Here is a 21,467-nt window from a genome sequence, read left to right on the forward strand (position 1 = left end):
GGCATGGGCCTGTTGATCGACGGCCGCTGGCACGACCAGTGGTACGACACCAAGAACAGCGGCGGCGCCTTCGTCCGTCCGGAAACCCAGTTCCGCAACTGGGTGCGGGCCGATGGCTCGACCCCGTTCCAGCCGGAGGCCGGGCGCTATCACCTGTTCGTGTCGCTGGCCTGCCCCTGGGCGCACCGCACGCTGATCCTGCGCAAGCTGAAGGGGCTGGAGGACGCCATCGGCGTCACCGTGGTCGATCCCCTGATGCGGGAGGAGGGCTGGACCTTCCCCGAACCCGATCCGATCACCGGCTCCACCCGCCTGCACGAGGTCTACACCAAGGCCGATCCCACCTATTCGGGGCGCGTCACCGTCCCGGTGCTGTGGGACAGGAAAACCGGGACCATCGTCAGCAACGAATCGGCGGAGATCGTCCGCATGCTGAACCGGGAATTCGACGCCTTCGGCGACGCCTCGCTGGACTTCTACCCGGCGGAGCTGGCGGAGGAGATCGACCGGCTCAACGCCTTCGTCTACGACCGCGTGAACAACGGCGTCTACAAGGCCGGCTTCGCGACCAGCCAGGAGAAGTACGAGCAGGCGTTCGACGCCCTCTTCGCGGCGCTCGACGAACTGGACGAGCGGCTGGCCGGGCGGCGCTACCTGCTGGGGAACCGGCAGACCGAGGCCGACTGGCGCCTGTTCACCACGCTGGTGCGCTTCGACGCCGTCTATGTCGGCCACTTCAAGTGCAACCTGCGCCGCATTGCCGACTATCCGAACCTGTCCGGCTATCTGCGCGACCTCTATCAGGTGCCCGGTGTGGCGGAGACGGTCGATTTCCACCACATCAAGCGGCACTATTACGCCAGCCACACCATGATCAACCCGACCGGCGTCGTGCCGAAGGGGCCGGCGCTGGATCTCGACGCGCCGCACGGGCGGGGCTTGGTGGGGTGATCGGGCCTCAGGGCTTGTAGCAGCGCGCCATGTCCTGCTTCTGGCCGATCATCTCGCACTGGAAGCTGTTGGAGAATTTGAAGCGGAACGGACCGGTCTTGCGCACGCTGACCAGGGTCTGTCCGCCGGGGTTCTTGAAGGCCACCCAGGCCGAGGAATCGAAATGGGTGGTGATCCCGTTGCTCAGCCGCACGCGGCCCTGATTGTCCTTGATGACCTGCACGCCGGTGTTGAAGGCCATGACTCCGTTCGGCGTCTCGGACGCCACGGCGAGGCCGTTCGTGCAGTTCACCCCCTCCGGCTGCACCGCGACGCACTCATAAGGGCGTGGCTGCGACGCGGTGAGCACCATGGCGTAGATCGCCACTTCCAGAACGTTCATGGGCATGCGGAATCTCCCGGCAATCCGCACAAGGGTGCAGCAATGCACCGTGTACAGAATAATTCCGCCGTGGTTACGAAAAGTATAATGTCGCGGTCAAGGTTCTACCCTTTCGCGGTCAGCGCTTTTTCCAGCTTCTCGCGCAGGCCGAGCGGGGTCAGCGGCTTCACCAGATAGCCGGTGGCGCCGGAGCGCAGAGCCGACAGGACGACGTCGGACCGGTCGTGCTTGGTCAGCATGATGACCGGCGCCCGCCCGTCCAAGGCCTCCAGAAAGGCCAGACCGCCCATCGGCACCATGTCCACGTCGCAGAAGATCGCGTCGAAATCGACCCGGTTGCAGCGGGCCAGCGCCTCCGCCCCGTCGGCGGCCTCGATCACCGTGCCGACGCCCAACTGCTTCAGCAGCCGCACCGAGACGCTGCGGGTCACCACCTCGTCCTCGACGACCAGCACCGCGCACGAATTGAACGACACGGCCACCCTCGCGCTTCGTCCTGTGGGTACCCCTAAGGGTTACGCCCGCATGATATATCAGCGCGAAAGAAACTCAAATGCGTGCGATCAAAATTTTCACGTCGGCCAGAGCGCGGTCGAGGGCCGCTGCGTCCCGCCGCACCACCGCGGCGTCGCCGTGCAGAGCCGCCTCCTCCACCGAGCCGAAGAGGTGGGCGACCCGCCCGGCCCCGGCGGTGCGGGCGGCGCCGGCCGCCGAATGGGCGGCCAGCCGGACACCATCCAGGTCGCCGAGCGCCAGTCGCTCTTTCAGAACGCGCGACAACTCGTCGGCGTTTTCCAGGAACAGGGCGTAGAGCATGGTGACGGTGGGGCCAGGGCCACCGAAGTTGCGGAGCATCGGCTCCACGTCAAGGATCTCCTGATCGCATGGCGTTGCGTTGGCCGGTGACGGTTCCGATGGTCTGGATGGCGGCTGGGGCACGACGGCGGCTCCCGGCAGGACACGGTATGGCCGTACAGTGCGTATGGCAATTCAACCCGGTCAAGCCGAGGCCGGCGCGGCGAATGGACGCTTCGGCGGTGCAGCGCCCCGCTGCGGAACCTGGGAAGGCGCAGCCTGTTCCCCAACGTCGTCAACGACCGCTGGAACGCCCGAGCAATGGCCGCCGCAACCGAGGAACAGCGTCTGGACACCCTGATCGTCGGTTGCGGCCCTGCGGGTCTGACCGCGGCGATCTATCTGGCGCGCTACCGCCGCCGCTTCCTGGTCGTGGATTCCGGGGCCAGCCGGGCCTCCTGGATTCCGCTGTCCCACAACCATGCGGGCTTTCCGGACGGGGTGACCGGCGACGAGCTGTTGGCCCGCATGCGCGCGCAGGCGGAGCGCTACGGCGCCCGGATCGTGCCGGGAACGGTGACGGAGGTGGAGCGGGGCGACGATGGATACCGCGTGCGGACGGAGGACGGGCGGCTGTTCCGGGCCCGCACCGTGCTGGCCGCGACCGGCGTGATCGACCGCGAGCCGCAACTGCCCAACCTGTATCAGGCGGTGCAGCGGGGGCTGGTCCGCCATTGCCCGATCTGTGACGGGTTCGAGGTGACCGGCCACCGCATCGGCGTCATCGGCCACGGCACCGGGGCTTTGGGGGAGGCGCTGTTCCTGCGCACCTATTCCCGCGACATCACCGTCCTGACGCTGGGCGAACCGATGAATCTGGAGGAGGCGGAGGAGCGCCGCATGGCCGAGGCCGGGCTGCGCGCCGTCGAGGACCCGGTGGTGGAAATCCACACCGAGGGCGGGCGGATCGCCGCCCTGACCACGGCAGCCGGCGAGCGGCTGATCTTCGACACGCTGTATTCCGCCCTGGGCTGCCACCCGCGCATCGAGCCGGTGAAGGGGCTGGGCGTGCGCATCGGCCCGGACGGGCGGCTGGTCACCGATGGGCATCAGCAGACCGGAATCGAAGGGCTCTACGCCGCGGGCGACATCGTGGAGGGGCTGAACCAGATCTCGGTCGCCATGGGGCAGGCCGCGATCGCCGCCACCGCCATCCATCGCCGACTCCTGGCGGAGGACGGGGAGCTCTGAGGGGTGATGCACCCCCGGCGGGTGGCCAGCGGCGCCGGGCAAAATGTCGCATTTGACATTAATGAGTGGTAATACCAAACCAATGGCTTGAGCTATGCTCTTGGTTTGATGGAGCTTCCAGGAAAGGCATAAAGGGTTATGCCTTTTGGGCTCGGCCGGACGTTTACACCTGATTAAGAATTTGCGCTTTAGGACTTTCGCCATTGCGAAAGGCGGTCCGTGCGGCTGGGTGTGGCCCGGCGCACAGCGGGACGAGCGAAGGGACGGCATGATGACGCCATCAACCAACCCGCCGATCAACCCGGGCAGCCTGCCAGAACGAACGGAACCTGCTCCATGGCCCAATCCGTGACCCGCGCGCTTCAAGCCATCAAACGCCACAACGCCAAGCCGGAGCAGATCGACCACGCCATCCTCAGCGCCATCAACGTGACGCTGTGCATGCAGTCCGGCGGCAACGACCGGGTCGCGGAAGGCTTCAACCAGGACATCGCGCTGAGCGGACGGGCCTTCGGCGTCCGGAGCTGACCTACCCCTCCTTTTCCTCCCGCTTCCGCAGTTCGTCCTGCAGGAGATAGCGGGCCTCCGGCGGCAGATCGCCGATGGCTTCGGCCAACACGCGCAGGCGACGCCGTAGGCCGTAGACGGTGTCGAGCAGCGACAGCACGACCGGCATCGCCTCGTCGTCGAGCGCCAGATCCTCCCGCAGATCGCAGATCATCTCCAGCCGGGCCACGTCGGCCGCGCTGAAGACGAAACCGGTCCCCTCGTGCCGCGGCCGCAGCCAATGCCGCTCCACCCACACCGTCAGCTGGGCGGAGGAGACGCGCCGGCAGGTGGCCAGCACCTCCTCGGTCCGCCATGCCCCGCCGCCCTGGTCCATGCCGTTCCGGTCCATCTCACGCGGCCTCCATGTCCCGTCTCGGGTTGTGGTCGGTCCTCCAATCCCGGACGAACGCCTCCAGCGCCGGGTCGGGCGCGTCGGGCAGGGCGATGCGCAGGGTCACATACTGGTCGCCGCGCGCGCCGTTCGCTCCGGGCAGTCCCTTGCCTTTCAACCGCAGGCGCGTGCCGTTGTTCGCCCCCTTCGGAACGGTCAGCATCACCGGCCCGTCGATGGTCGGGACGCGGACCTTGCCGCCCAGCACCGCCTCGGCCAGAGTCACCGGCAGGTCGAGCTGGATGTCGTCGCCGTCGCGCCGGAACCAGGGGTGGGGGGTGACCTTGACGGTCACCAGCGCGTCGCCGGGCGGACCGCCGTTGCTGCCGGGCAGGCCCTGGCCCTTCAGGCGGATGGTGCCGCCATCCTCCAGCCCGGCGGGCAGGTCGATGTCCAGCGTCTTCCCGTCCGGCATGGTGACGCGACGCTTGCCGCCCTTGGCCGCCGCCAGGAAATCGACTGTCAGCGCCATGCTGAGGTTGCCGCCCTTCATCGGCATGGCGCCGCCGCGGGCGAAGCCGCGACCGCCGAACAGGTCGGAGAAGATGTGTTCCAGATCGTCCGACGCGAATCCTTCGGCGTGGGCGTAACGGGCGCCCGCCGGGCCTTCGGCGAAGTCGCGGTAATATTGGCGCTGCGGCCGTTCCTGACCGGAGTCGTCGATCTCCCCGCGGTCGAAGCGGGCACGCTTGTCGGCATCCGACAGCAGGCTGTAGGCGGCGCTGATGTCCTTGAAGCGCTGCTCGGCCTCCGCCTTGCCGGGGTTTAGGTCGGGATGATGCTTCTTGGCCAGCTTACGGTAGGCCTTGCGGATTTCGTCGTCCGAAGCGGTGGGGGATACGCCCAGAATCTCGTAAGGATTGCTCATGGCGATGACCGTGATTGGAAAGCGGGGGTCAGCGGCTGATGGGTGAGCACGTTCGACGTGTATGTGTTCGACGCTCCCCCGCAAATCAAGAGGGTTGGCCTTTCGTTCGGCGCACGGCGCCTGTGCTTGCGGCCGGGATGACGACGGGGCGGCGCGCGCCAATATGAGGCGGGCCGGACTTGGGTCCGGTCGAACGGTTCCAAAGGGAGATGGTCAGGGAGGAAGCCCCCGTCATGCCGCACACGCACCGGTCCTTCATGCCCACGGATCAGGCGGCCGCCGACCTGCGGCGGCGCCACAAGATCGCGAACGTGTTGCAGTCCCTCCTTCTGCTCGGCGGCATGGTGATGTTGTTGGCGCTGTGCGGGATGATCCTGGCGGGGGTGGAGGGGGTGCTGTGGGCGCTGCTCGGCGGAGCGATCAGCCTGCTGTTCAGCCCGCGCCTGTCGCCGCGCATGGTGCTCGGCATGTTCGGTGCCCGCCGCCTGACTTACGCGGAGGCCCCGGTCCTGTTCGACGCGCTGGCCGCCATCGCCCGGCGGGCGGAGCTGCCCGCGGTGCCGGAGCTGTGGTACGTCGCCAGCCCGGCGTTGAACGCCTTCGCCGTGGGCAGCCGCCGCCGCTCGGCCATCGCGGTCACCGACGGGCTGCTGCGCGCGCTCAGCCTGCGCGAGCTGGCCGGCGTGCTGGCCCACGAGGTCAGCCACGTGCGCAACAACGACCTGACCGTGATGGGGCTCGCCGACACGGTGACCAGCCTGACCCGGCTGATGTCGGTCTTCGGCATGGCCCTGCTGATTCTCAACCTGCCTCTGCTGATGATGCGGCAGGAGGCGGTTCCCTGGCTGCTGGTGCTGCTGCTTATCGCCGCACCCTGGATCGGCGTCCTTCTGCAACTCGCCCTGTCGCGCACTCGGGAGTTCGACGCCGATCTCGATGCCGCCCACCTGACCGGTGACCCGGAGGGCGTCGCCTCTGCGCTCGCCCGGATCGAGCGGCTTCAGCACGACCCGTGGGAGGGGCTGCGCTTTCCCGGCCGCCGCCGGGCGCAGAACATCCCGTCCCTGCTGCGCACCCACCCGGACACCGAGGAGCGGGTGCGCCGCCTGATGGCGCTGCGTACCCCGCCGCCGGTCCTGCCGGGGCTCGATGCCCACCCTCTGCACACCCGGCCGCACCTCGCCATGCCGGCGGCGGTGCGGCGCCCGCGCTACCGGATCGGCGGCTACTGGTACTGAAGGTTACAAGGCCGGCGTCCGCCTCTCCTGGACTCACGCTGCCCGGCTGGGTAGAACCGACGGGCGCGGTCGGGCAATTTTCCCAAATCCCAGGCTTGTCCGGGGACGGCGGAGCGCCCGCGGCGGTCGGTTGGCTACAGAAGGCGGGTCCCCTCCATGACCTTTCAAGGGCGTTTGGTCCTCCTGATCTCCGGGCTGGTGACGCTGGCGGTGGCGCTGGTTACGATTCTGCTGGCCTGGACGACCCATTCGGCGATCCAGACGCGGGTGGAAGCGGACGGCCGCGGCGCGGCGACCCTGCTGGCCCGCAGCGCCACGCTGGCGCGCGAGGTTCCGCGCGACGTGGAGGCGCTGCTGGGCGACCGGCTGCTGTCGGAGGCGACGCTCGCCGCCCACCTCGTGGCGGTGATGGAGGCGGGCAAGGCGCCGGTCAAGGCGGTGACCGACCGGCTGAAGGCCGTCGCGGACGGCGGCGGGCCGGACGAGATCTGGGTCACCGACAACCGGGGCCGCGCCTATCTGCACAACATTCCGGGTCCCGACATCACCTTCGGCCCCGACTCCCGGGCGCAGCCGCGCCAGGCGCCCTATTACGGCCTGCTGAACCGCGCGCCGGAAAAGGTGGTGACCGACGCCGCCACCGAAGGCGGCAAGCTGATGAAGTTCGCCGGTGTGGCCGGCGTCGACAAGCCGCGCATCGTCCAGGTCGGTGCCGACGTGCGCCGGCTGGGCGACATCGCCCGGAAGGCCGGAGTGGACGGCGTGATGGCCTCCCTGCTGGCCGGCGGCACGGTGGAGGGCGCGTGGCTGCTGGAGCGCGACGGCCGTCTCGCCGTGCATGCCACCGGCCCCAGCGCCGGACCGCTGTCGGAGCGGGCGGTCGAGGCGGCGAAGGCCGCGGCGGCGGCCGGCGAGACCGGCCTTCTGCGTGAGGGCGACCGGCTGACCGCCTTCGCCCCGGTGCCGGCAGCGGTCGGGCAGGGGGCGGCCGGGCAGGGAGCGGGGATCGCGGTGGTTCGCCTGCCGGTGGAGGACCTGTCCTCGGTGGTCGGCCGCCATGTGAAGATCGGCGTGCTGGTCGGTCTGCTCGTCCTGGCGGCGGGCGTCTACGGCGCCGTCCGCTTCGCGCGCAGCCAGATGGCCCCGATCGAGCGGCTGGGCGAGGCCGTCGCCGCGGTGGAGGCCGGGCGCTTCAACCCCTTTACCCTGAACGAGGCGATGGAGCGCAACGACGAGATGGGCCGCCTCGCCCGCGTCTTCCGCAGCATGGCGCTGGAGGCGTCCTACCGCGAGGAGACGTTGGACGCCCAGCTTCTGATGCGCACGGCCGAGCTGGAGACCCGCACGGAGAAGCTGGCCGCCGCCGAACATCTGATCGAGGAGGAGCAGCGCGCCGCCCGCGACGTGCAGGCGAACCTGCTGCCGCAGCAGCTTCCCGCCGGGCGGGACAGCCAGTTCTTCGGCCTGCTGGTCCCCGGCCCGGCGGTCAGCGGCGACTTCTACGACGTGATCGAGCTGGACGAGCGTCATTGCCTGCTGGTGGTGGCCGGCGTGTCCGGCTGGGGCGTGCCGGCGGCCTTCCTGATGCTGCTGGTGCGCGGCGCGATCCGCGAGGCGGCGGCCCGGCCCGGCATGACTCCCGCGGCCATCCTGGCGGCGGCCAACGACCGGCTGTGCGGGCAGAGTCCGTTCGACGGCTTCGCCACCGCTTTCGTCGCCCTCTACGACCGCGAGACCGGGATGCTCAGCCATTCCAGCGCCGGCAACCGCGCGCCCTGCCGCATCCGGGCGGACGGCAGCGTCCTGACCCTGGCCGACGCCGGCGGCCCGGCGCTGGGCGTGCGCAAGGGCATCCCCTACGGCGAGGCGGTGACCCGGCTGGAGCAGGAGGACACGCTGTTCCTGTGCACCGAGGGCGTGCTGCGCGCGGTGAACGCCCAGCGCGAGCCGTTCGGCGAGGAGCGTCTGGCCGCCGTCCTGCACCAGGGGCGCGGCCTGTCGGCGCGCGACCGCTCCGAACTGCTGCTGCGCGCGGTGGAGGCCCATGTCGGTCCGGGCGGGCAGACCGGCGACATCGTGTGCCTCACCGTGCGTCGCCTGTTGCCCGCGTCCGAACTGGCGCCGGAGTCCGAAGCGGCGGTGTGATGCCCTTCGGCGACGTCCGGCTGCGAGTGAGTTTCCTCTGATCGGAGTGACCCGGCTGTCCCGCCGGGTCATCCGTGCGACCACGGCGCGGAGCCACGCGGCACCCCCATCTCAGTCCTGGGTTCCGCCGTTCAGCTTCGGTTCAGTCGCCCCCGGACAGGATCGGCAGGACTTGCCTGTTTCTGCCGATGAGGGGACTTCCGATGTCCAACGCTTACTCCGAGGCCGCCGCCCGGCCGCCCGTCAAGACCCGCCCCGTCAAGACCCGCTACGACGGGGTGATGCTGTTCCTGCACTGGAGCGTCGCCCTGCTGATCCTGGTGGCCTTCGTCATCGCCCAGGGGCGCGGGCTGGTGCCCCGCGGGCCGGAGCGGACCGCCCTGATGGACCTCCACCGCTCGCTCGGCGTGCTCGTGCTGGCGCTGGTGGCGCTGCGCATGGTCTGGCGCGCCGTCAGCCCGCCGCCGCCGATGTCCGCTGACACCGCTCCGCTGCTCCTGTTCGCCGCCAAGGCCGGGCATCTGGCGCTCTACGCCCTGATGATCGCGGTGCCGCTGGCCGGCGTGACGATGACCCAGGCCCATGGCCATCCCGTCGCCTTTTTCGGCCTGTTCACCCTGCCGACGCTGGTGGGGGAAAACCATGCCTTTGGCGACACGCTGGAGAAGCTGCACGAACTTTTCGGCACCGCCATCATCGTGCTGGCCGGACTGCACGCGGCGGCGGCCCTGGTCCACCAATATGTCCTGAAGGACGGGACACTGAGCCGCATGCTTCCCTGGGGAAACCGCTGAGATGAGAAAAGGGCGGGCGGCGCCGGCACCGGAATGCCGGTGGGCGCCACCCGCCGAGTGGTGAGGTCCTGCCTCCTCCATGGATGGACCCATGCTCGGGTCCCCCATGGTCTGATGAACCCGCCCAAGCGGCTTCTCTTCCCGACGCAATGGCGGTACCGCCCCCCGCTTTGACGCACCGCCCCTGTTTTCCGGCTGTCCAGCGGGGGAGGTGATGCGTTGACGGGTAAGGCGATTCGTATGGCAGCGGGAGCTGCGTTGCTGGCGTCGGCGCCCGCCGGGGCGGTGCCGTTCGACCGGGTGTTCGTCTTCGGCGACAGTCTGTCCGACACCGGCCGGGTCTATGAGCTGACGCGCGGCGGCATTCCGCAGAGCCCGCCCTATTACGACGGGCGTTTCTCCAACGGCCCCGTCTGGGTCGAGCGGCTGGCACCGCTGATCGGCAGTCAGCCCGACCAGAAGACCAATTTCGCCTATGGCGGTGCGGAGACCGGCACCCTGTCGCAGACCGGCGTTCCCGGCATCCAGGGGCAGGTCGGGCAGTTCCTGTTCAGCCGCCCCAGCGGGACCGGTGGCGGGCTGTTCGCGGTCTGGGCGGGCGGCAACGACTATTTCAACCGAGTCTCCGCCGGGTCGGACCCTGCGGGCCTCGTCACCCAGACGGTCGGCAACATCGTCACCACGGTGGAGCGTCTGGCGGCGCTCGGCGGAAAGACCTTCCTGGTGCCGAACCTGCCGGACCTCGGCACGGTGCCGGACACCCGCAATTCCGACCGCGCCGCCCTGCTGAACGCCGTCACCACCTCCCACAACACGCTGCTCTCCCAGGCGATGGCCGACGTGGAGAAGCGGCTGGGAGTCACCGTCGTGGTGGCCGACGTCAACGCGCTGTACCGCGCGGTGGCGGCCAACCCCACGGCCTACGGCTTCACCAACACCATGACGCCCTGCCTGTCGGACAACGCGCCGACCGGCGCCTGCGGGACCGAGGCGCAGGCCGACCAGACCGTCTATTGGGACGAGATCCACCCGACCCGCGCCGCCCATTTGCTGATCGCGCAATACATGCAGGGCGCTCTGCTCGCCCTGAACGACGCGGCGGAGACGGTGGCGATGCAGCCGGAGCTGGCCTTCGAGGCGACGCGGAGCTGGCATCGCGCGCTGCTCGGTTCCATCGCCGGCCCCTCCGCGACGCGGGTGGAGGCGCCGCTCGGCAACGGGGAGCTGAAGGCGTTCCTGATCGGCGACGCCGCCTGGGGGCGTCTCGGCGGCACGGCGGAGCGGCAGGGCTTCCGCTTCAACACCCAGTCGGGCGGCGTCGGCGCCGAACTGCCGGTCGGGCCGGCGTCGCGCGTCGGGCTGTCGGTCGGCGGGTCGCGCGGCCACGCCAAGCTCGACGAGGGGGCTGGCACGCTGGACATGACCAGCACCATCATCGGCCTGCACGCGGTGACCGAGGCGCGGGGATTCCAACTGGCGGTGGCGGGCAGCGTCTCCTTCGACCGCTACGGCGACATCGACCGCACCACCGGCTTCGCGCCGTTCCCCAACGCCTCGGCGGACACGGACGGGCGGACCTACGCCCTGTCGGTCGCCGGGGGCTACACCGCGCAGCTCGGGCCGATGGCGCTGGGGCCGCGGCTCGGCCTGCGCTACATCCACACGCGCATCGACGGCTATCAGGAGAGCGGCGCCGGCCTGCTGTCGCTCGGCGTCGAGCGGCAGAGCGCCGAATCGCTGGAGAGCAGCGTCGGGGCCGAAGCCTCCACCGTCGTGGAGATCGGGCGGACGGTGCTTCAGCCCAGCCTGGGCATCGCCTGGGAGCACCAGTTCGCCGAGGACGCGCGCACCGTCACCGTCCGCCTGCCCGGCGGGGCCGCCAACAGCGTGAGCCCGAGCGGCGACGGCCGCAACTCCCTGGTGATCGGCGCCGGCCTGTCGGCCCAGCTCTGGCAGGCGGTCGGCGCCACGGTCGGCTACCGCGGTGAACTGTCGGGGGCGGACGGCCACAACCACGCCTTCACCGCCCGCTTGCGCATGAGCTTCTGAGGAAACGCCTGTTCCATCCTTCCGGAAGGCTTTTTCCTGCTGGCGTTGCGGCGCCGCAAGAGGAACAATCGGTGCCGGTGCGTCGCCCCCGGGCACGCCCGCCCGAACAAGAACAACGGCCCGGACAACGACAAAGGGAGGAGTTTCATGGCCTACAAGCACATCCTCGTGCATCTCGATTCCGGACCGCAGGTGGAAACCCGCCTCGACGCGGCCATCGCGCTGGCCAAGACCAGCGGCGCCTTCCTGCGCGGCCTGTTCGCCCAGCCGGACCGCAGCGCCACCAGCGTCATCGCCCGCCGCTCCAGCGACCATCTGGAACAGGCCGCCGCCCGCAGCGAGGCGATGTTCCGCGACAAGCTCCAGGCGTCGGGCCTGCAGGGCCAGTGGCACGGCCTGACCCACGGCGAGCACAACCACGTCATCCGCGAGGTCATCATCTGGTCGCGCTTCGCCGACCTGACGGTGCTCGGCCAGTTCGACCGCAGCGCCCCCGCCGACGGCGTGGCGCCGGAGGAGTTGAACGAGCAGGTGGTGCTGAATTCGGGCCGCCCTGTGCTGGTGCTGCCCTTCGCGGGCACCTTCCCGGTGATCGGCAAGCGCGTCGCCGTCGCCTGGAACGCCGAGCGCGAGGCCGCCCGCGCCCTGTCCGACGCCATGCCCTTCCTCCAGGCCGCCGACGAGGTCACCGTCATCACCGTGCTGACCCAGGCCGCCCCGCCGGCCGGGACGGAGCCGCAGCGCATCGGCCTGCTCGACCATCTGGCGCTGCACGGCGTGACGGCCGACCAGACGCATTTCACGGTGACCGACATCGGCGCCATGGACGCGCTTCTTGCCCGCAGCATCGATTCCGGGGCCGATCTGCTGGTGATGGGCGCGCACGGCCATTACGGCTTCCCCTTCCTGCACCGCGGCGGCGGGACGCGCCATGTCCTGCGCACCTGCCCGGTGCCGCTGCTGCTGTCCCACTGACGCCGTTCGGTTGACGGAAACAGGCGGCGGGCTTTCCTCCGCCGTGCCGGGCGGCCATGTAGAGGCTGTCCCGGCACCGGCTGGAGAGCGTGCATGTCCTGGCTCCGAGTCTTCCTGATCGCCTGTCCCGTCATCGTCCTGGCGGCGCTGTTCGTCGCCTGGGCGGCGACGGGCTTCGACCTGTTCGGCCTCAGCCTGCCGGGCCTGCTCGCCCTGGTCGGCGGCGCCGTGCTGACCAGCGCCGTCGCCATCGGGCTGATGGCCCTGGTTTTCCTCAGCAACCGCAGCGGCCACGACGAGGCGGCGGGCCGCCCCGATCCCACGGACGGGCCGGACCGGCTCTGAAGCCCTGACCCCGAAAGGGGCCATCGGCCCTTTCTTCCGTCTGATGTCCGCATGGTCGGCGGAACGCCTGCGACTCCCCACCGTTGCTGAAGGGACGAAAAAGCCCCGGTTCTTGCGGCCGGACGGGCCATGCCTGTGGCCGGGGCGGGAAGGAGGGGAACGCCGCGATGGATGAACACCGCATCCGCCACCGTGCTTACGAGATCTGGGAGCAGGAGGGCCGCCCCGAAGGCCGCCGCGCCGAGCATTGGGAGCGGGCCTGCCGCGAACTCCAGGAGGAGGACGAGCGGGCGAAGGAGCAGGGTTCCGAACCGCGCGACCGCGCCCAAGCTTCCGCGGATACCGGCGCCGGCATCTGACGTCCATCACAGCCATTCCTCCAAGGAGACGCCATGCCGCCCCGCCGTGATCCCGCTTCCTTCATGTGGTCGGAGGCCGTCGAACTGCTGGACCGTGCCGAGCGGCTGCACCGCCAGTTCTTCCGCCCGGCCCCGCCCGGCCCGCGCCGCGCCTGCTGGACCCCGCCCATCGACGTCTACGAGACGGAGGACGCGGTGACCATCGTCGTCGCCCTTCCCGGCGTCGGCGCAGAGCAGCTTCACGTCGCCGTCGAGGACGGCGTTCTGGTGGTTGCCGGGGAGCGGACCCTGCCGCTGGGTTGCGACGGGATCATCCACCGGCTTGAGATTCCCCACGGCCGCTTCGAGCGGCGGATCGAGCTGCCCGCCGGGGCCTTCCGCATGGGACGGCACGAGCTGTCGGCGGGCTGCCTCGTGCTGACGCTCGACAAGATGGGATGAAGGACGTCCAATGACTGATGAGCACGCTGCCGAAGCGACGCCGACTCCCCAGACGCCGCCAGCCTCGCCGCCCGCTTCCGAGCTGCCGGAGGATGTGATCCCGGTCATCCCCGTCCGGAACCTCGTGCAGTTTCCGGGGGTGGTGCTGCCGGTGACGGTCGGGCGGGCGCGCTCGGTCGCCGCGGCGCAGGAGGCGGCCCGCACCGAACGGCCGGTCGGCATCCTGCTCCAGCGCGACGAGGCGGTGGAGGACCCGACCGGAGCCGACATGCACCGCGTCGGCACGACCGCCAGCATCCTGCGCTACGTCACCACGCCCGACGGCTCGCACCATCTGGTGTGCCAGGGGCAGCAGCGCTTCCGCATCGTCGAGTGGGTGCCCGGCCATCCCTTCATGGCCGCCCGCGTGGAGATGGTGGAGGAAAGCGACACCGCCACGCCGGAGGTCATGGCCCGCTTCCTGAACCTGCGCAACGAGGCGGTGGAGGCGCTGCAACTGTTGCCCCAGGCCCCGCAGGAGCTTCTGGCCGCCGTGCAGGCCATCGAAAGCCCCGGCGAGCTGGCCGACATGACCGCCAGCTACATGGACCTGAAGCCCGCCGAGAAGCAGGAGGTGCTGGAAACGTTCGACCTGCCGGAGCGACTCGACAAGGTCGGCGGCCTGCTCGCCCGGCGGATCGAGGTGCTGCGGCTGTCGCGTGACCTTCGCGAGCGCACCCGCGAGGCGATGGACGAACGCCAGCGCGAGTATCTGCTGCGCGAGCAATTGCGCGCCATCCAGAAGGAGTTGGGCGAGGCCGACGAGGGGCGTCAGGCCGAGATCGGAGAGCTTCAGGACGCCATCGCCAAGGCCGGCATGCCGCCCGACGTCCGCGAGCACGCCGAGAAGGAGCTGCGCCGGCTGGAGCGCATGCCGGAGGCCGCGGCGGAATATTCGATGGTGCGCAGCTACCTGGACTGGCTGATCGAGATGCCGTGGGATCGCCGGTCGGAGTCGCGCATCGACATCGCCGAGGCGCGCCGCATCCTGGATGAGGACCATTACGGGCTGGAGAAGGTCAAGCGCCGCATCCTGGAATTCCTGGCGGTGCGCAAGCTGAACCCGGAGGGGCGCAGCCCCATCCTGTGCTTCGTCGGTCCTCCGGGGGTGGGCAAGACCTCGCTCGGCCAGAGCATCGCGCGGGCGACCGGGCGGGCCTTTGCCCGCGTCTCGCTGGGCGGCGTCCATGACGAGAGCGAGATCCGCGGCCACCGCCGCACCTATGTCGGGGCGCTTCCCGGCACCATCGTCCAGGCGATCCGCAAGGCGGGGACGCGCGACTGCGTGCTGATGCTGGACGAGATGGACAAGCTGGGGCAGGGGTTCCACGGCGATCCGTCGGCCGCCCTGCTGGAGGTGCTGGACCCGGAGCAGAACGCGACCTTCCGCGACCATTACCTGGGCGTGCCCTTCGACCTGTCGAAGGTGATGTTCATCGCCACCGCCAACATGCTGGACACCATCCCCGGCCCGCTGCGCGACCGCATGGAGGTGATCGAGCTGTCCGGCTACACCGAGGACGAGAAGCTGGAGATCGCCAAGCGCTACCTGCTGGCCCGCCAGCTCGCCGCCAACGGGCTGACGGCGGAGCAGCTGGAGATCCCCGACGACACGCTGCGGGCGATCATCCGCGACCACACGCGGGAGGCCGGGAACCGCCAACTGGAACGGCTGATCGGCGCGGTCGGGCGCTACGCCGCCGTGCGCATCGCCGAGGGTGAGGTCGAGCGGATGCGGGTCGAGCCGGCGGACCTGACGGCGATCCTCGGGCCGCCGCGCTTCGAGAACGACGTGGCGATGCGCACCAGCGTGCCCGGCGTGGCGACCGGCCTCGCCTGGACCCCGGTCGGCGGCGACATCCTGTTCATCGAGGCCAGCCGCTTTTCCGGCTCGGGCCGGCTGATCCTGACCGGCCAGCTGGGCGAGGTGATGAAGGAGAGCGCCCAGGCCGCCCTCAGCCTCGTCAAGTCGCGGGTGAAGGACCTCGGCCTCGACCCGGAGGGGCTGGACCGCTTCGACATCCACATACATGTCCCGGCGGGGGCCATTCCGAAGGACGGGCCGTCCGCCGGGGTGGCGATCTTCACGGCGCTGGTGTCGCTTCTGTCCGGGCGCTGCATCCGCTCCGACACGGCGATGACCGGGGAGATCAGCCTGCGCGGTCTGGTGCTGCCGGTCGGCGGCATCCGCGAGAAGGTGGTGGCCGCCCAGCGCGCCGGGCTGAAGACGGTGATGCTGCCCGCCCGCAACCGCAAGGATTTTGACGACATTCCGGCGGCGGCGCGCGAGCGGCTGAGCTTCGTCTGGCTGGAGCGGGTGGACGACGCCGTTCGCGCCGCCCTGGTGTCGGAGTCCTCCGCGGAGGCGGCGGAGCGCAAGGCCGGGTAGCGTCTCCGCCGGGTCCGGAACCCTTGCGCACCGGGGGTGCGGTGCGCCACATGAAAGGCGCGCCCGCACGGAGCGCGCACAGGAGACGATCATGACGCCCGAGGAACGCACCCTCCTATCCGATCTGTTCACGCACCTGCGCGAGGTGGAGAACCAGCCCCGCGATCCGGAGGCGGAACGCTTCATCCAGCAGATGATTCAGGGCCAGCCCGCCGCCGCCTACTACATGGCGCAGTCGGTCCTGGTCCAGCAGCAGGCGCTGACCGCCGCCCAGCAGCGCATCGAGGATCTGGAGCGGCAGGTGAGGGAGGCGCAGTCCCGCGCCCAGCAGACCCAGACCCAGCCGTCCGGCGGCAGCTTCCTGTCCAACGCACTCGGGCTGGGGCGCAGCTCGTGGGCCGGCGGGGGCAACCGCCCGGCGGAACAGCGGCCGGCGCCGATGCCCCCGCCGCGCAGCCCGTGGGGCGCCGCTCCGCAAGCCGGCGGGCAGCCCGGCTACGGCCAGCCCGCCTATCCGCCCCAGCCCGGCTACGCCCCGCAGCCCGGCTTCGGCCCGCAGGGCTACGCGCCGCGCGGCGGAGGGTTCCTGAGCGGCGCTGCCCAGACCGCGGCGGGCGTCGCCGGCGGCATGCTGGCGGCCAGCGCCATCTCGTCGATGCTCAGCCATTCGCCGGGGCCGTTCGGCGAGGCCGCCGCCGCCGCGGGGCAGACGGCCAGCCAGGGCGAGACGGTCATCAACAGTTATTACGGCGACTCCGCCGACCAGGGCGCGGATCAGGGCCTCCCGCCGGAGGACAACAACCTCCAGAACGTCGACTATCAGACCGACGATTCCTCGTTCGATGACGGCGGCGGTGACTCCGGCGGCGACGACAGCTGGATCTGACCTTATTCAGTCCTTAGCGGAAGGCGTGCCAACCTTTGGGAAAGGTGCGGTGCGCCTTCGTGCCGCCATCACAGTTAATATAAATTAAACAGTTAGGTCCCTACGGTGCGTCGGGCAAGGAAGGCCGTGCTCCCCCGATCCCCACGCAGAACCGAGGCCCATGACGACGCTCGTTCAGCCCCAGCCGACCGAAGACGCCGAGCGCAACGACGCTGAGCGCAAGGTCTCCGCCACCCAGATGTACCATGAGGTGGCGCGGATCATCGAACGGATGCACCGCCGGTTCCTCGACGTTCTGCGGATCGAGCTGTCCCGCATCGGCATCGACGACATCAGCCCGGTGCAGGTCATGATGCTGCTGAACATCTCCAACGGAGAGATCAGCGTGCGCGACCTGATCGAGCGCGGCTACTACCTCGGTTCCAACGCCTCCTACAACCTGAAGCAGCTTGTGGACAGCGGCTATGTGGACCGCTCCGCCTCGCCGCGCGACAAGCGCGCCGCCCGGCTGAAGCTGTCGCCCCGGGGGCTGGAGCTGTGCGAGAGGCTGCGCCACATGGCGTCCGTCCATTCCGACGGTCTGATCCGCACCGACGGCGACAGCCAGGACTTCGAGGTCACCTACCGCACGCTGCGCCGCCTGGAGCGCAAATGGACGGACGTCATCCGCTCCGACGAAACGGAAATCCTCTAACGCGCATTGACCTCCCTCAGTGTGCGCGGCGGCACGCCGTGCCACGGTGCTCCCGCTGAGCTTTGAGGGGGATGTGGGATGAAGTTCGCCGTCGGCACGCAGGATTACCGCAGCATCGCCACCCATGGCGGCCGCACCCGCCGTTTCCTGGTCTTCGAGGCCGAGGCGGGCGGCGACCCTGTCGAAGTCCAGCGGATTGAACTGGCTGAAGACGAGGTGCTCCACCTCGCCGGCGACGGGCGCCCCCATCCCATCGATGAGGTGCGGGTGGTCATCACCGGTTCCTCCGGCGAGGGCTTCATCAATCACATGAAGCGCCGCGGCATCGAGCCGGTGACCACGTTGGAAACCGACCCGGTGAAGGCGATCCGCGACTGGTTCGCGGGCACCGTCAAGACGGCGCCGCCGCCCGAGCATCCCCACGAGCATCACGACCACGGCCATCACGACCACGACCTTGGTGACGCCCCGCATGAGTGCCACGGGGCGCCGGCCTGAGTCATCAAGCCGGCTCAGTTCTCATGCCGGCCGAGTCGTTACACGGGAAAGGACACGCTGGCGGTGGTGCCGGCGGCGTCGCTTTCCGTGTTCAGCGTGTCGCCGAGCTGGGCGGCCAGGGCTTCGGCCAGCATCAGCCCGTCCTCCGCCGTCGTGTCGAAACCGGCGGGCAGAGCGCGCCCGTTGTCCTCGACGATCAGGCGGGCGCGCCCGTTGTTCTCCTGCGTCACCGACACGCGGATCCAGCCCTGTTCCGGAAAAGCGTGGTGCAGGCTGTTGGTGATCAGCTCCGCGGTGATCAGACCCAGCGGCATGGCCTCGTACAGGCCGATCTGGATGGGATCGCTCTTCACCTCGATGGGCACGTTGGCGAGGCCACCGGGCGTCCCGTGCTTCACCGCGTCGGCGAGCGATTCGATGTAGCGTCCCAGATTCACATGGGTGCCGGTGCCCGATTCGTGGAGCTGGCGATAGAGGATGGCCAGCGCTTCGATGCGCACGAGGGTCTGCTCGTAGGCGGCGCGGGCGTCCGGGTCGCGGATGCGGCCCGTCTGCAGCTTCAGCAGGCTGATGACGAGCTGAAGGCTGTTCTTGGCCCGGTGCTGAAGCTCGCGCAGTTCGGCCTCAAGCTCGCGGATGCGTTCCGCGATTGGGTCCTCCGGCGCTCCCGAACCGGTTGCGGGGCGATCAGCAGGCAGGGCGACCGGCTGGAACCGGAGGGGATTGGGCATCACGCAATTCTCGGCTGAGGCTGGGCACTGTTTTACTTAGGTACAGAACAATTTATGCGCTTAAACCCACTCCCGAATTGGTTCTGAGGAAGTAACCCTCTGCGCATATCCAATTCGTTCGTTCACGTTCGGACGGAGGGGCAGGGCTTATGAGCCCGGCGGACAATAGGTCGGAATCATGGGCAGGCGGGGCAAGCCGGAAAATGCGTTTCCCTGGTCGCCCCGTCGTGGCATGAGTGCCGCCATGCGTTTGAGAACCCTGGTGATTCCTCTCTGCGCCCTGCTGGCGGTGGCCGGCGGTTGCGCTGCGGTGGCCGGCAATGGCGGGCCGGTCGAGCCTTCCGTTCCGGTTGCGCTGGACCCGGACCGCCCGGCTCATCCGGAGGTCGGCGCCCTGCGATTCCGTGGTGCCCTTCGTTTGCCCGATGGGGCGGGCGTGGCAGGCTTGTCCGGCCTGTGGGTCAGCGACTCGGGCGACCGTTTCGTTGCCGTTTCGGACAACGGCAGGAGTGTCGCGGGGCGGCTGTCCTACGACGCCCAGGGGCGTCTGGCGGGTGCCGGAAACTACGATGTCCGTCCCCTGATCCTCGATAAGAGCCCGGACTACCGCGGCCGGCGCAACGACTCGGAAGACCTCGTCCGCCTGCCGGACGGCGGCTGGCTGGTGCCGTTCGAGCGCAACCACCGCATCCTCCGCTACGACGGCGTCGACCGGCCCGAGGGAACCCCGCGGAAGCTTCCGGTGCCGCCCGGTCTGGAAAACGCCCCCGCGAACGGCGGGGTCGAGGCACTGGCGGCTCTGGCCGACGGCCGCATCCTGGCCATCGAGGAGGGGGACGACAACGGCGTCCGGGAACGCCACGCCTGGATCGCTCCCGCTGATCTGAAAACGCGCGGCGACTGGCAACCGCTGACCTACCGCGCGGCTCCGCGCTTCCGCCCCACGGCGGCGGCACCCCTGCCGGACGGCGGAATGCTGGTGCTGGAACGGCGGGTGTCCCTGCTGGGCGGCTGGGCGGCGCGCATCGTCCATGTGCCGGCGGACTCGCTGCGCGGCGGCGCGACGATGGATGGAGTGGAGTTGGCGCGGCTGGAACCACCGCTGCTGACCGACAATTTCGAAGGGTTGGCGGTGCGCCCCGGCCCGGACGGCGACCTGCTGGTCTACATCGTTTCCGACGACAACCGCAGCCCGCTCCAGCGGACCTATCTGATGATGTTCCAGCTGCCGGCCAACGCCCTCAAGCCCACCGTCGCGGGGCGCTGACCGGACGAGACGCGCCCCGCGGAACGCGGCGTGGATCAGAAGTTGGCGTAGGGGCCGCCCTGGCTGGGCATGTCGGAAGTTCCCGGCGCCCCCGGATTGCCCATCGGCTCGCGGTGATGATGGACGCGGGCGATGCTCGGGGCGAGGTCCTGGAGCTCGATGAAGTTGTCGGCCTGACGGCGCAGCTCGTCGGCGACCATCGGCGGCTGTGACCGTACGGTGCTGATGACGCTGACCCGCACGCCCTTGCGCTGCACCGCTTCGACCAGGCGGCGGAAATCGCCGTCGCCGGAAAACAGCAGGATGTGGTCCACACGCTCGGCCATTTCCATCACGTCGATGGCCAGCTCGATGTCCATGTTGCCCTTGATCTTGCGCCGGCCGGAGGCGTCGGTGAACTCCTTGGTCGGCTTGGTCACCATGGTGTAGCCGTTGTAATCCAGCCAATCGACCAGCGGACGGATCGGCGAATATTCCTGATCCTCCACCAGCGCCGTGTAATAGAAGGCGCGCACCAGTCGTCCTTCCGAGGCGAAGCCGTCGCGCAGGCGCTTGTAGTCGATATCAAAGCCCAGGGACCGGGCAGCTGCGTACAAATTGGCGCCGTCGATGAACATCGCCAGGCGCTCTTCCTTATAAAAGAGCTTGGTAACATCCTTCGGCAAAGTCGTATTTCGATCCAATTCCGTAATCCTTCCACGATGGATTGAATTATATCTCAGGCATACGCGAAATTGCGATTCACCAGATAAGTAACGTAGGGGTTCGTCTTCGCGCGAGCAAGGGGGAGCGCGGGCAGGCGCGCGCTGCGAGCGGGGTACGGCGGGCGGACCCGACGAGGCTCGAAGCGCTTGCGCAGGCGCGAACGCATCAATATATTCGGTTGCCTTCGCAGATCCCGGAGTTGGTTTGGTATGGCCCGCGTTACCGTCGAAGATTGCGTCCTCAAGGTTCCGAACCGGTTTGAACTGGTCATGATGGCGGCCCAGCGCGCGCGCGAGATCGCGTCCGGCGCCCCGCTGTCGATCGACCGCGACAACGACAAGAACCCCGTCGTTGCCCTGCGCGAGATCGCCGATGAGACGGTGATGCTGGAGCATCTGAAGAACGCCCTGATCAAGGGTCACCAGAAGCATGTCGAGCCGGACGAGCCCGAAGAGGAGATCGTCGAGCTGATGGCCGGGGAGCACGACTGGGCCGCCCGCGGCGACACGTCGCTGGAGGACGAGGACGGGATGAGCGAGGCGGAGGAGGTCGGCGAAGGCGACGACCTGCTGTCCGACATGGAGAGCGACCCGGCGGCGGCCTTCGGCGAGACCGAGGACGACGTTGTCGGTCGCGATGCGGACGGGGATCTCTGACGCTGACCGATAGCGACCGGCCTTGGGGGGCGGTGGCCCCCCTTTCCGTCCAAGAACCAAGACATTTGC

The 21,467-nt window shown here is 69.3% G+C and carries 24 protein-coding genes; 17 read left to right on the top strand and 7 right to left on the bottom strand.

What is annotated here, in order from left to right; translation table 11 throughout:
- The first annotated feature begins 3 nt into the window (after positions 1–3).
- The gene (locus ACFPMG_RS07890) at positions 4–951 is read left to right on the top strand and encodes a glutathione S-transferase family protein (RefSeq protein ID WP_376994631.1); all 948 of its coding nucleotides are present in this window, start codon (positions 4–6) and stop codon (positions 949–951) included.
- A 7-nt stretch (positions 952–958) separates the two neighbouring features.
- On the opposite strand, the gene ACFPMG_RS07895 is transcribed toward ACFPMG_RS07890, so the two are convergent.
- The 3 genes from ACFPMG_RS07895 to ACFPMG_RS07905 all read right to left on the bottom strand — a co-directional run bounded on the left by ACFPMG_RS07895 (position 959) and on the right by ACFPMG_RS07905 (position 2,188).
- The gene (locus tag ACFPMG_RS07895; RefSeq protein WP_035679162.1) at positions 959–1,339 is read right to left on the bottom strand and encodes a hypothetical protein; all 381 of its coding nucleotides are present in this window, start codon (positions 1,337–1,339) and stop codon (positions 959–961) included.
- A 98-nt stretch (positions 1,340–1,437) separates the two neighbouring features.
- Positions 1,438–1,809 (bottom strand): response regulator, encoded by a 372-nt coding sequence (locus tag ACFPMG_RS07900; RefSeq protein WP_376994632.1) that lies wholly within the window; start codon positions 1,807–1,809, stop codon positions 1,438–1,440.
- Positions 1,810–1,882: 73 nt separating this feature from the next.
- Positions 1,883–2,188 (bottom strand): Hpt domain-containing protein, encoded by a 306-nt coding sequence (locus ACFPMG_RS07905; RefSeq protein ID WP_376994805.1) that lies wholly within the window; start codon positions 2,186–2,188, stop codon positions 1,883–1,885.
- 261 nt (positions 2,189–2,449) lie between these two features.
- Here ACFPMG_RS07905 and ACFPMG_RS07910 point away from each other — a divergent pair, with 261 nt between their 5' ends.
- Entirely contained in the window at positions 2,450–3,379 is a 930-nt protein-coding gene (locus ACFPMG_RS07910) for an NAD(P)/FAD-dependent oxidoreductase (protein ID WP_376994633.1), read from the top strand.
- Positions 3,380–3,715: 336 nt separating this feature from the next.
- Positions 3,716–3,907, top strand: a complete 192-nt coding sequence (locus tag ACFPMG_RS07915; protein ID WP_014198714.1) for a hypothetical protein — start codon at positions 3,716–3,718, stop codon at positions 3,905–3,907.
- A gap of 1 nt (position 3,908) precedes the next feature.
- Here ACFPMG_RS07915 and ACFPMG_RS07920 read toward each other — a convergent pair whose 3' ends face one another.
- Entirely contained in the window at positions 3,909–4,277 is a 369-nt protein-coding gene (locus ACFPMG_RS07920; protein ID WP_014198715.1) for a chaperone modulator CbpM, read from the bottom strand.
- 1 nt (position 4,278) lies between these two features.
- Positions 4,279–5,187 (bottom strand): DnaJ C-terminal domain-containing protein, encoded by a 909-nt coding sequence (locus ACFPMG_RS07925; RefSeq protein WP_376994634.1) that lies wholly within the window; start codon positions 5,185–5,187, stop codon positions 4,279–4,281.
- A 233-nt stretch (positions 5,188–5,420) separates the two neighbouring features.
- Here ACFPMG_RS07925 and ACFPMG_RS07930 point away from each other — a divergent pair, with 233 nt between their 5' ends.
- From ACFPMG_RS07930 to ACFPMG_RS07985, 12 genes are all read left to right on the top strand, one after another.
- Positions 5,421–6,425: a zinc metalloprotease HtpX gene (locus tag ACFPMG_RS07930; protein ID WP_376994635.1), complete on the top strand. Its 1,005-nt coding sequence runs from the start codon at positions 5,421–5,423 to the stop codon at positions 6,423–6,425.
- 156 nt (positions 6,426–6,581) lie between these two features.
- Positions 6,582–8,570 (top strand): PP2C family protein-serine/threonine phosphatase, encoded by a 1,989-nt coding sequence (locus ACFPMG_RS07935; protein ID WP_376994636.1) that lies wholly within the window; start codon positions 6,582–6,584, stop codon positions 8,568–8,570.
- A gap of 203 nt (positions 8,571–8,773) precedes the next feature.
- The gene (locus ACFPMG_RS07940) at positions 8,774–9,364 is read left to right on the top strand and encodes a cytochrome b (protein WP_376994637.1); all 591 of its coding nucleotides are present in this window, start codon (positions 8,774–8,776) and stop codon (positions 9,362–9,364) included.
- 240 nt (positions 9,365–9,604) lie between these two features.
- A complete protein-coding gene (locus ACFPMG_RS07945; RefSeq protein ID WP_376994638.1) occupies positions 9,605–11,413 on the top strand; it encodes an autotransporter domain-containing protein in 1,809 nt (602 codons plus the stop codon).
- A gap of 147 nt (positions 11,414–11,560) precedes the next feature.
- A complete protein-coding gene (locus tag ACFPMG_RS07950; protein WP_014198723.1) occupies positions 11,561–12,388 on the top strand; it encodes a universal stress protein in 828 nt (275 codons plus the stop codon).
- 93 nt (positions 12,389–12,481) lie between these two features.
- Positions 12,482–12,733 (top strand): hypothetical protein, encoded by a 252-nt coding sequence (locus ACFPMG_RS07955; RefSeq protein ID WP_040134164.1) that lies wholly within the window; start codon positions 12,482–12,484, stop codon positions 12,731–12,733.
- Between the two features lie 167 nt (positions 12,734–12,900).
- On the top strand, positions 12,901–13,092 hold the full coding sequence (locus ACFPMG_RS07960; protein WP_376994639.1) for a DUF2934 domain-containing protein: 192 nt from the start codon (positions 12,901–12,903) through the stop codon (positions 13,090–13,092).
- 33 nt (positions 13,093–13,125) lie between these two features.
- Positions 13,126–13,533, top strand: a complete 408-nt coding sequence (locus tag ACFPMG_RS07965; protein WP_376994640.1) for an Hsp20/alpha crystallin family protein — start codon at positions 13,126–13,128, stop codon at positions 13,531–13,533.
- Positions 13,534–13,543: 10 nt separating this feature from the next.
- On the top strand, positions 13,544–15,961 hold the full coding sequence (gene lon, locus ACFPMG_RS07970) for an endopeptidase La (RefSeq protein ID WP_376994641.1): 2,418 nt from the start codon (positions 13,544–13,546) through the stop codon (positions 15,959–15,961).
- Positions 15,962–16,052: 91 nt separating this feature from the next.
- Complete coding sequence (locus ACFPMG_RS07975) at positions 16,053–16,847, top strand: DUF2076 domain-containing protein (protein WP_376994642.1); 795 nt, start codon at positions 16,053–16,055, stop codon at positions 16,845–16,847.
- A gap of 160 nt (positions 16,848–17,007) precedes the next feature.
- Positions 17,008–17,541, top strand: a complete 534-nt coding sequence (locus ACFPMG_RS07980; RefSeq protein WP_376994643.1) for a MarR family transcriptional regulator — start codon at positions 17,008–17,010, stop codon at positions 17,539–17,541.
- A gap of 78 nt (positions 17,542–17,619) precedes the next feature.
- Entirely contained in the window at positions 17,620–18,039 is a 420-nt protein-coding gene (locus ACFPMG_RS07985; RefSeq protein ID WP_376994644.1) for a NifB/NifX family molybdenum-iron cluster-binding protein, read from the top strand.
- A gap of 38 nt (positions 18,040–18,077) precedes the next feature.
- Here ACFPMG_RS07985 and ACFPMG_RS07990 read toward each other — a convergent pair whose 3' ends face one another.
- Positions 18,078–18,770: a sensor histidine kinase gene (locus ACFPMG_RS07990; RefSeq protein ID WP_137116284.1), complete on the bottom strand. Its 693-nt coding sequence runs from the start codon at positions 18,768–18,770 to the stop codon at positions 18,078–18,080.
- Between the two features lie 244 nt (positions 18,771–19,014).
- Here ACFPMG_RS07990 and ACFPMG_RS07995 point away from each other — a divergent pair, with 244 nt between their 5' ends.
- Complete coding sequence (locus tag ACFPMG_RS07995; RefSeq protein WP_376994645.1) at positions 19,015–20,037, top strand: esterase-like activity of phytase family protein; 1,023 nt, start codon at positions 19,015–19,017, stop codon at positions 20,035–20,037.
- Positions 20,038–20,072: 35 nt separating this feature from the next.
- On the opposite strand, the gene ACFPMG_RS08000 is transcribed toward ACFPMG_RS07995, so the two are convergent.
- Positions 20,073–20,654, bottom strand: a complete 582-nt coding sequence (locus ACFPMG_RS08000) for a LabA-like NYN domain-containing protein (RefSeq protein ID WP_376994646.1) — start codon at positions 20,652–20,654, stop codon at positions 20,073–20,075.
- A gap of 297 nt (positions 20,655–20,951) precedes the next feature.
- Between ACFPMG_RS08000 and rpoZ the strand changes: the two genes are divergently transcribed.
- Positions 20,952–21,398: a DNA-directed RNA polymerase subunit omega gene (rpoZ, locus tag ACFPMG_RS08005; protein ID WP_035679203.1), complete on the top strand. Its 447-nt coding sequence runs from the start codon at positions 20,952–20,954 to the stop codon at positions 21,396–21,398.
- Positions 21,399–21,467 lie beyond the last annotated feature (69 nt).

This window comes from Azospirillum himalayense (assembly GCF_042657465.1).
In the GTDB taxonomy this organism is placed as follows: Bacteria; Pseudomonadota; Alphaproteobacteria; order Azospirillales; family Azospirillaceae; genus Azospirillum; species Azospirillum himalayense.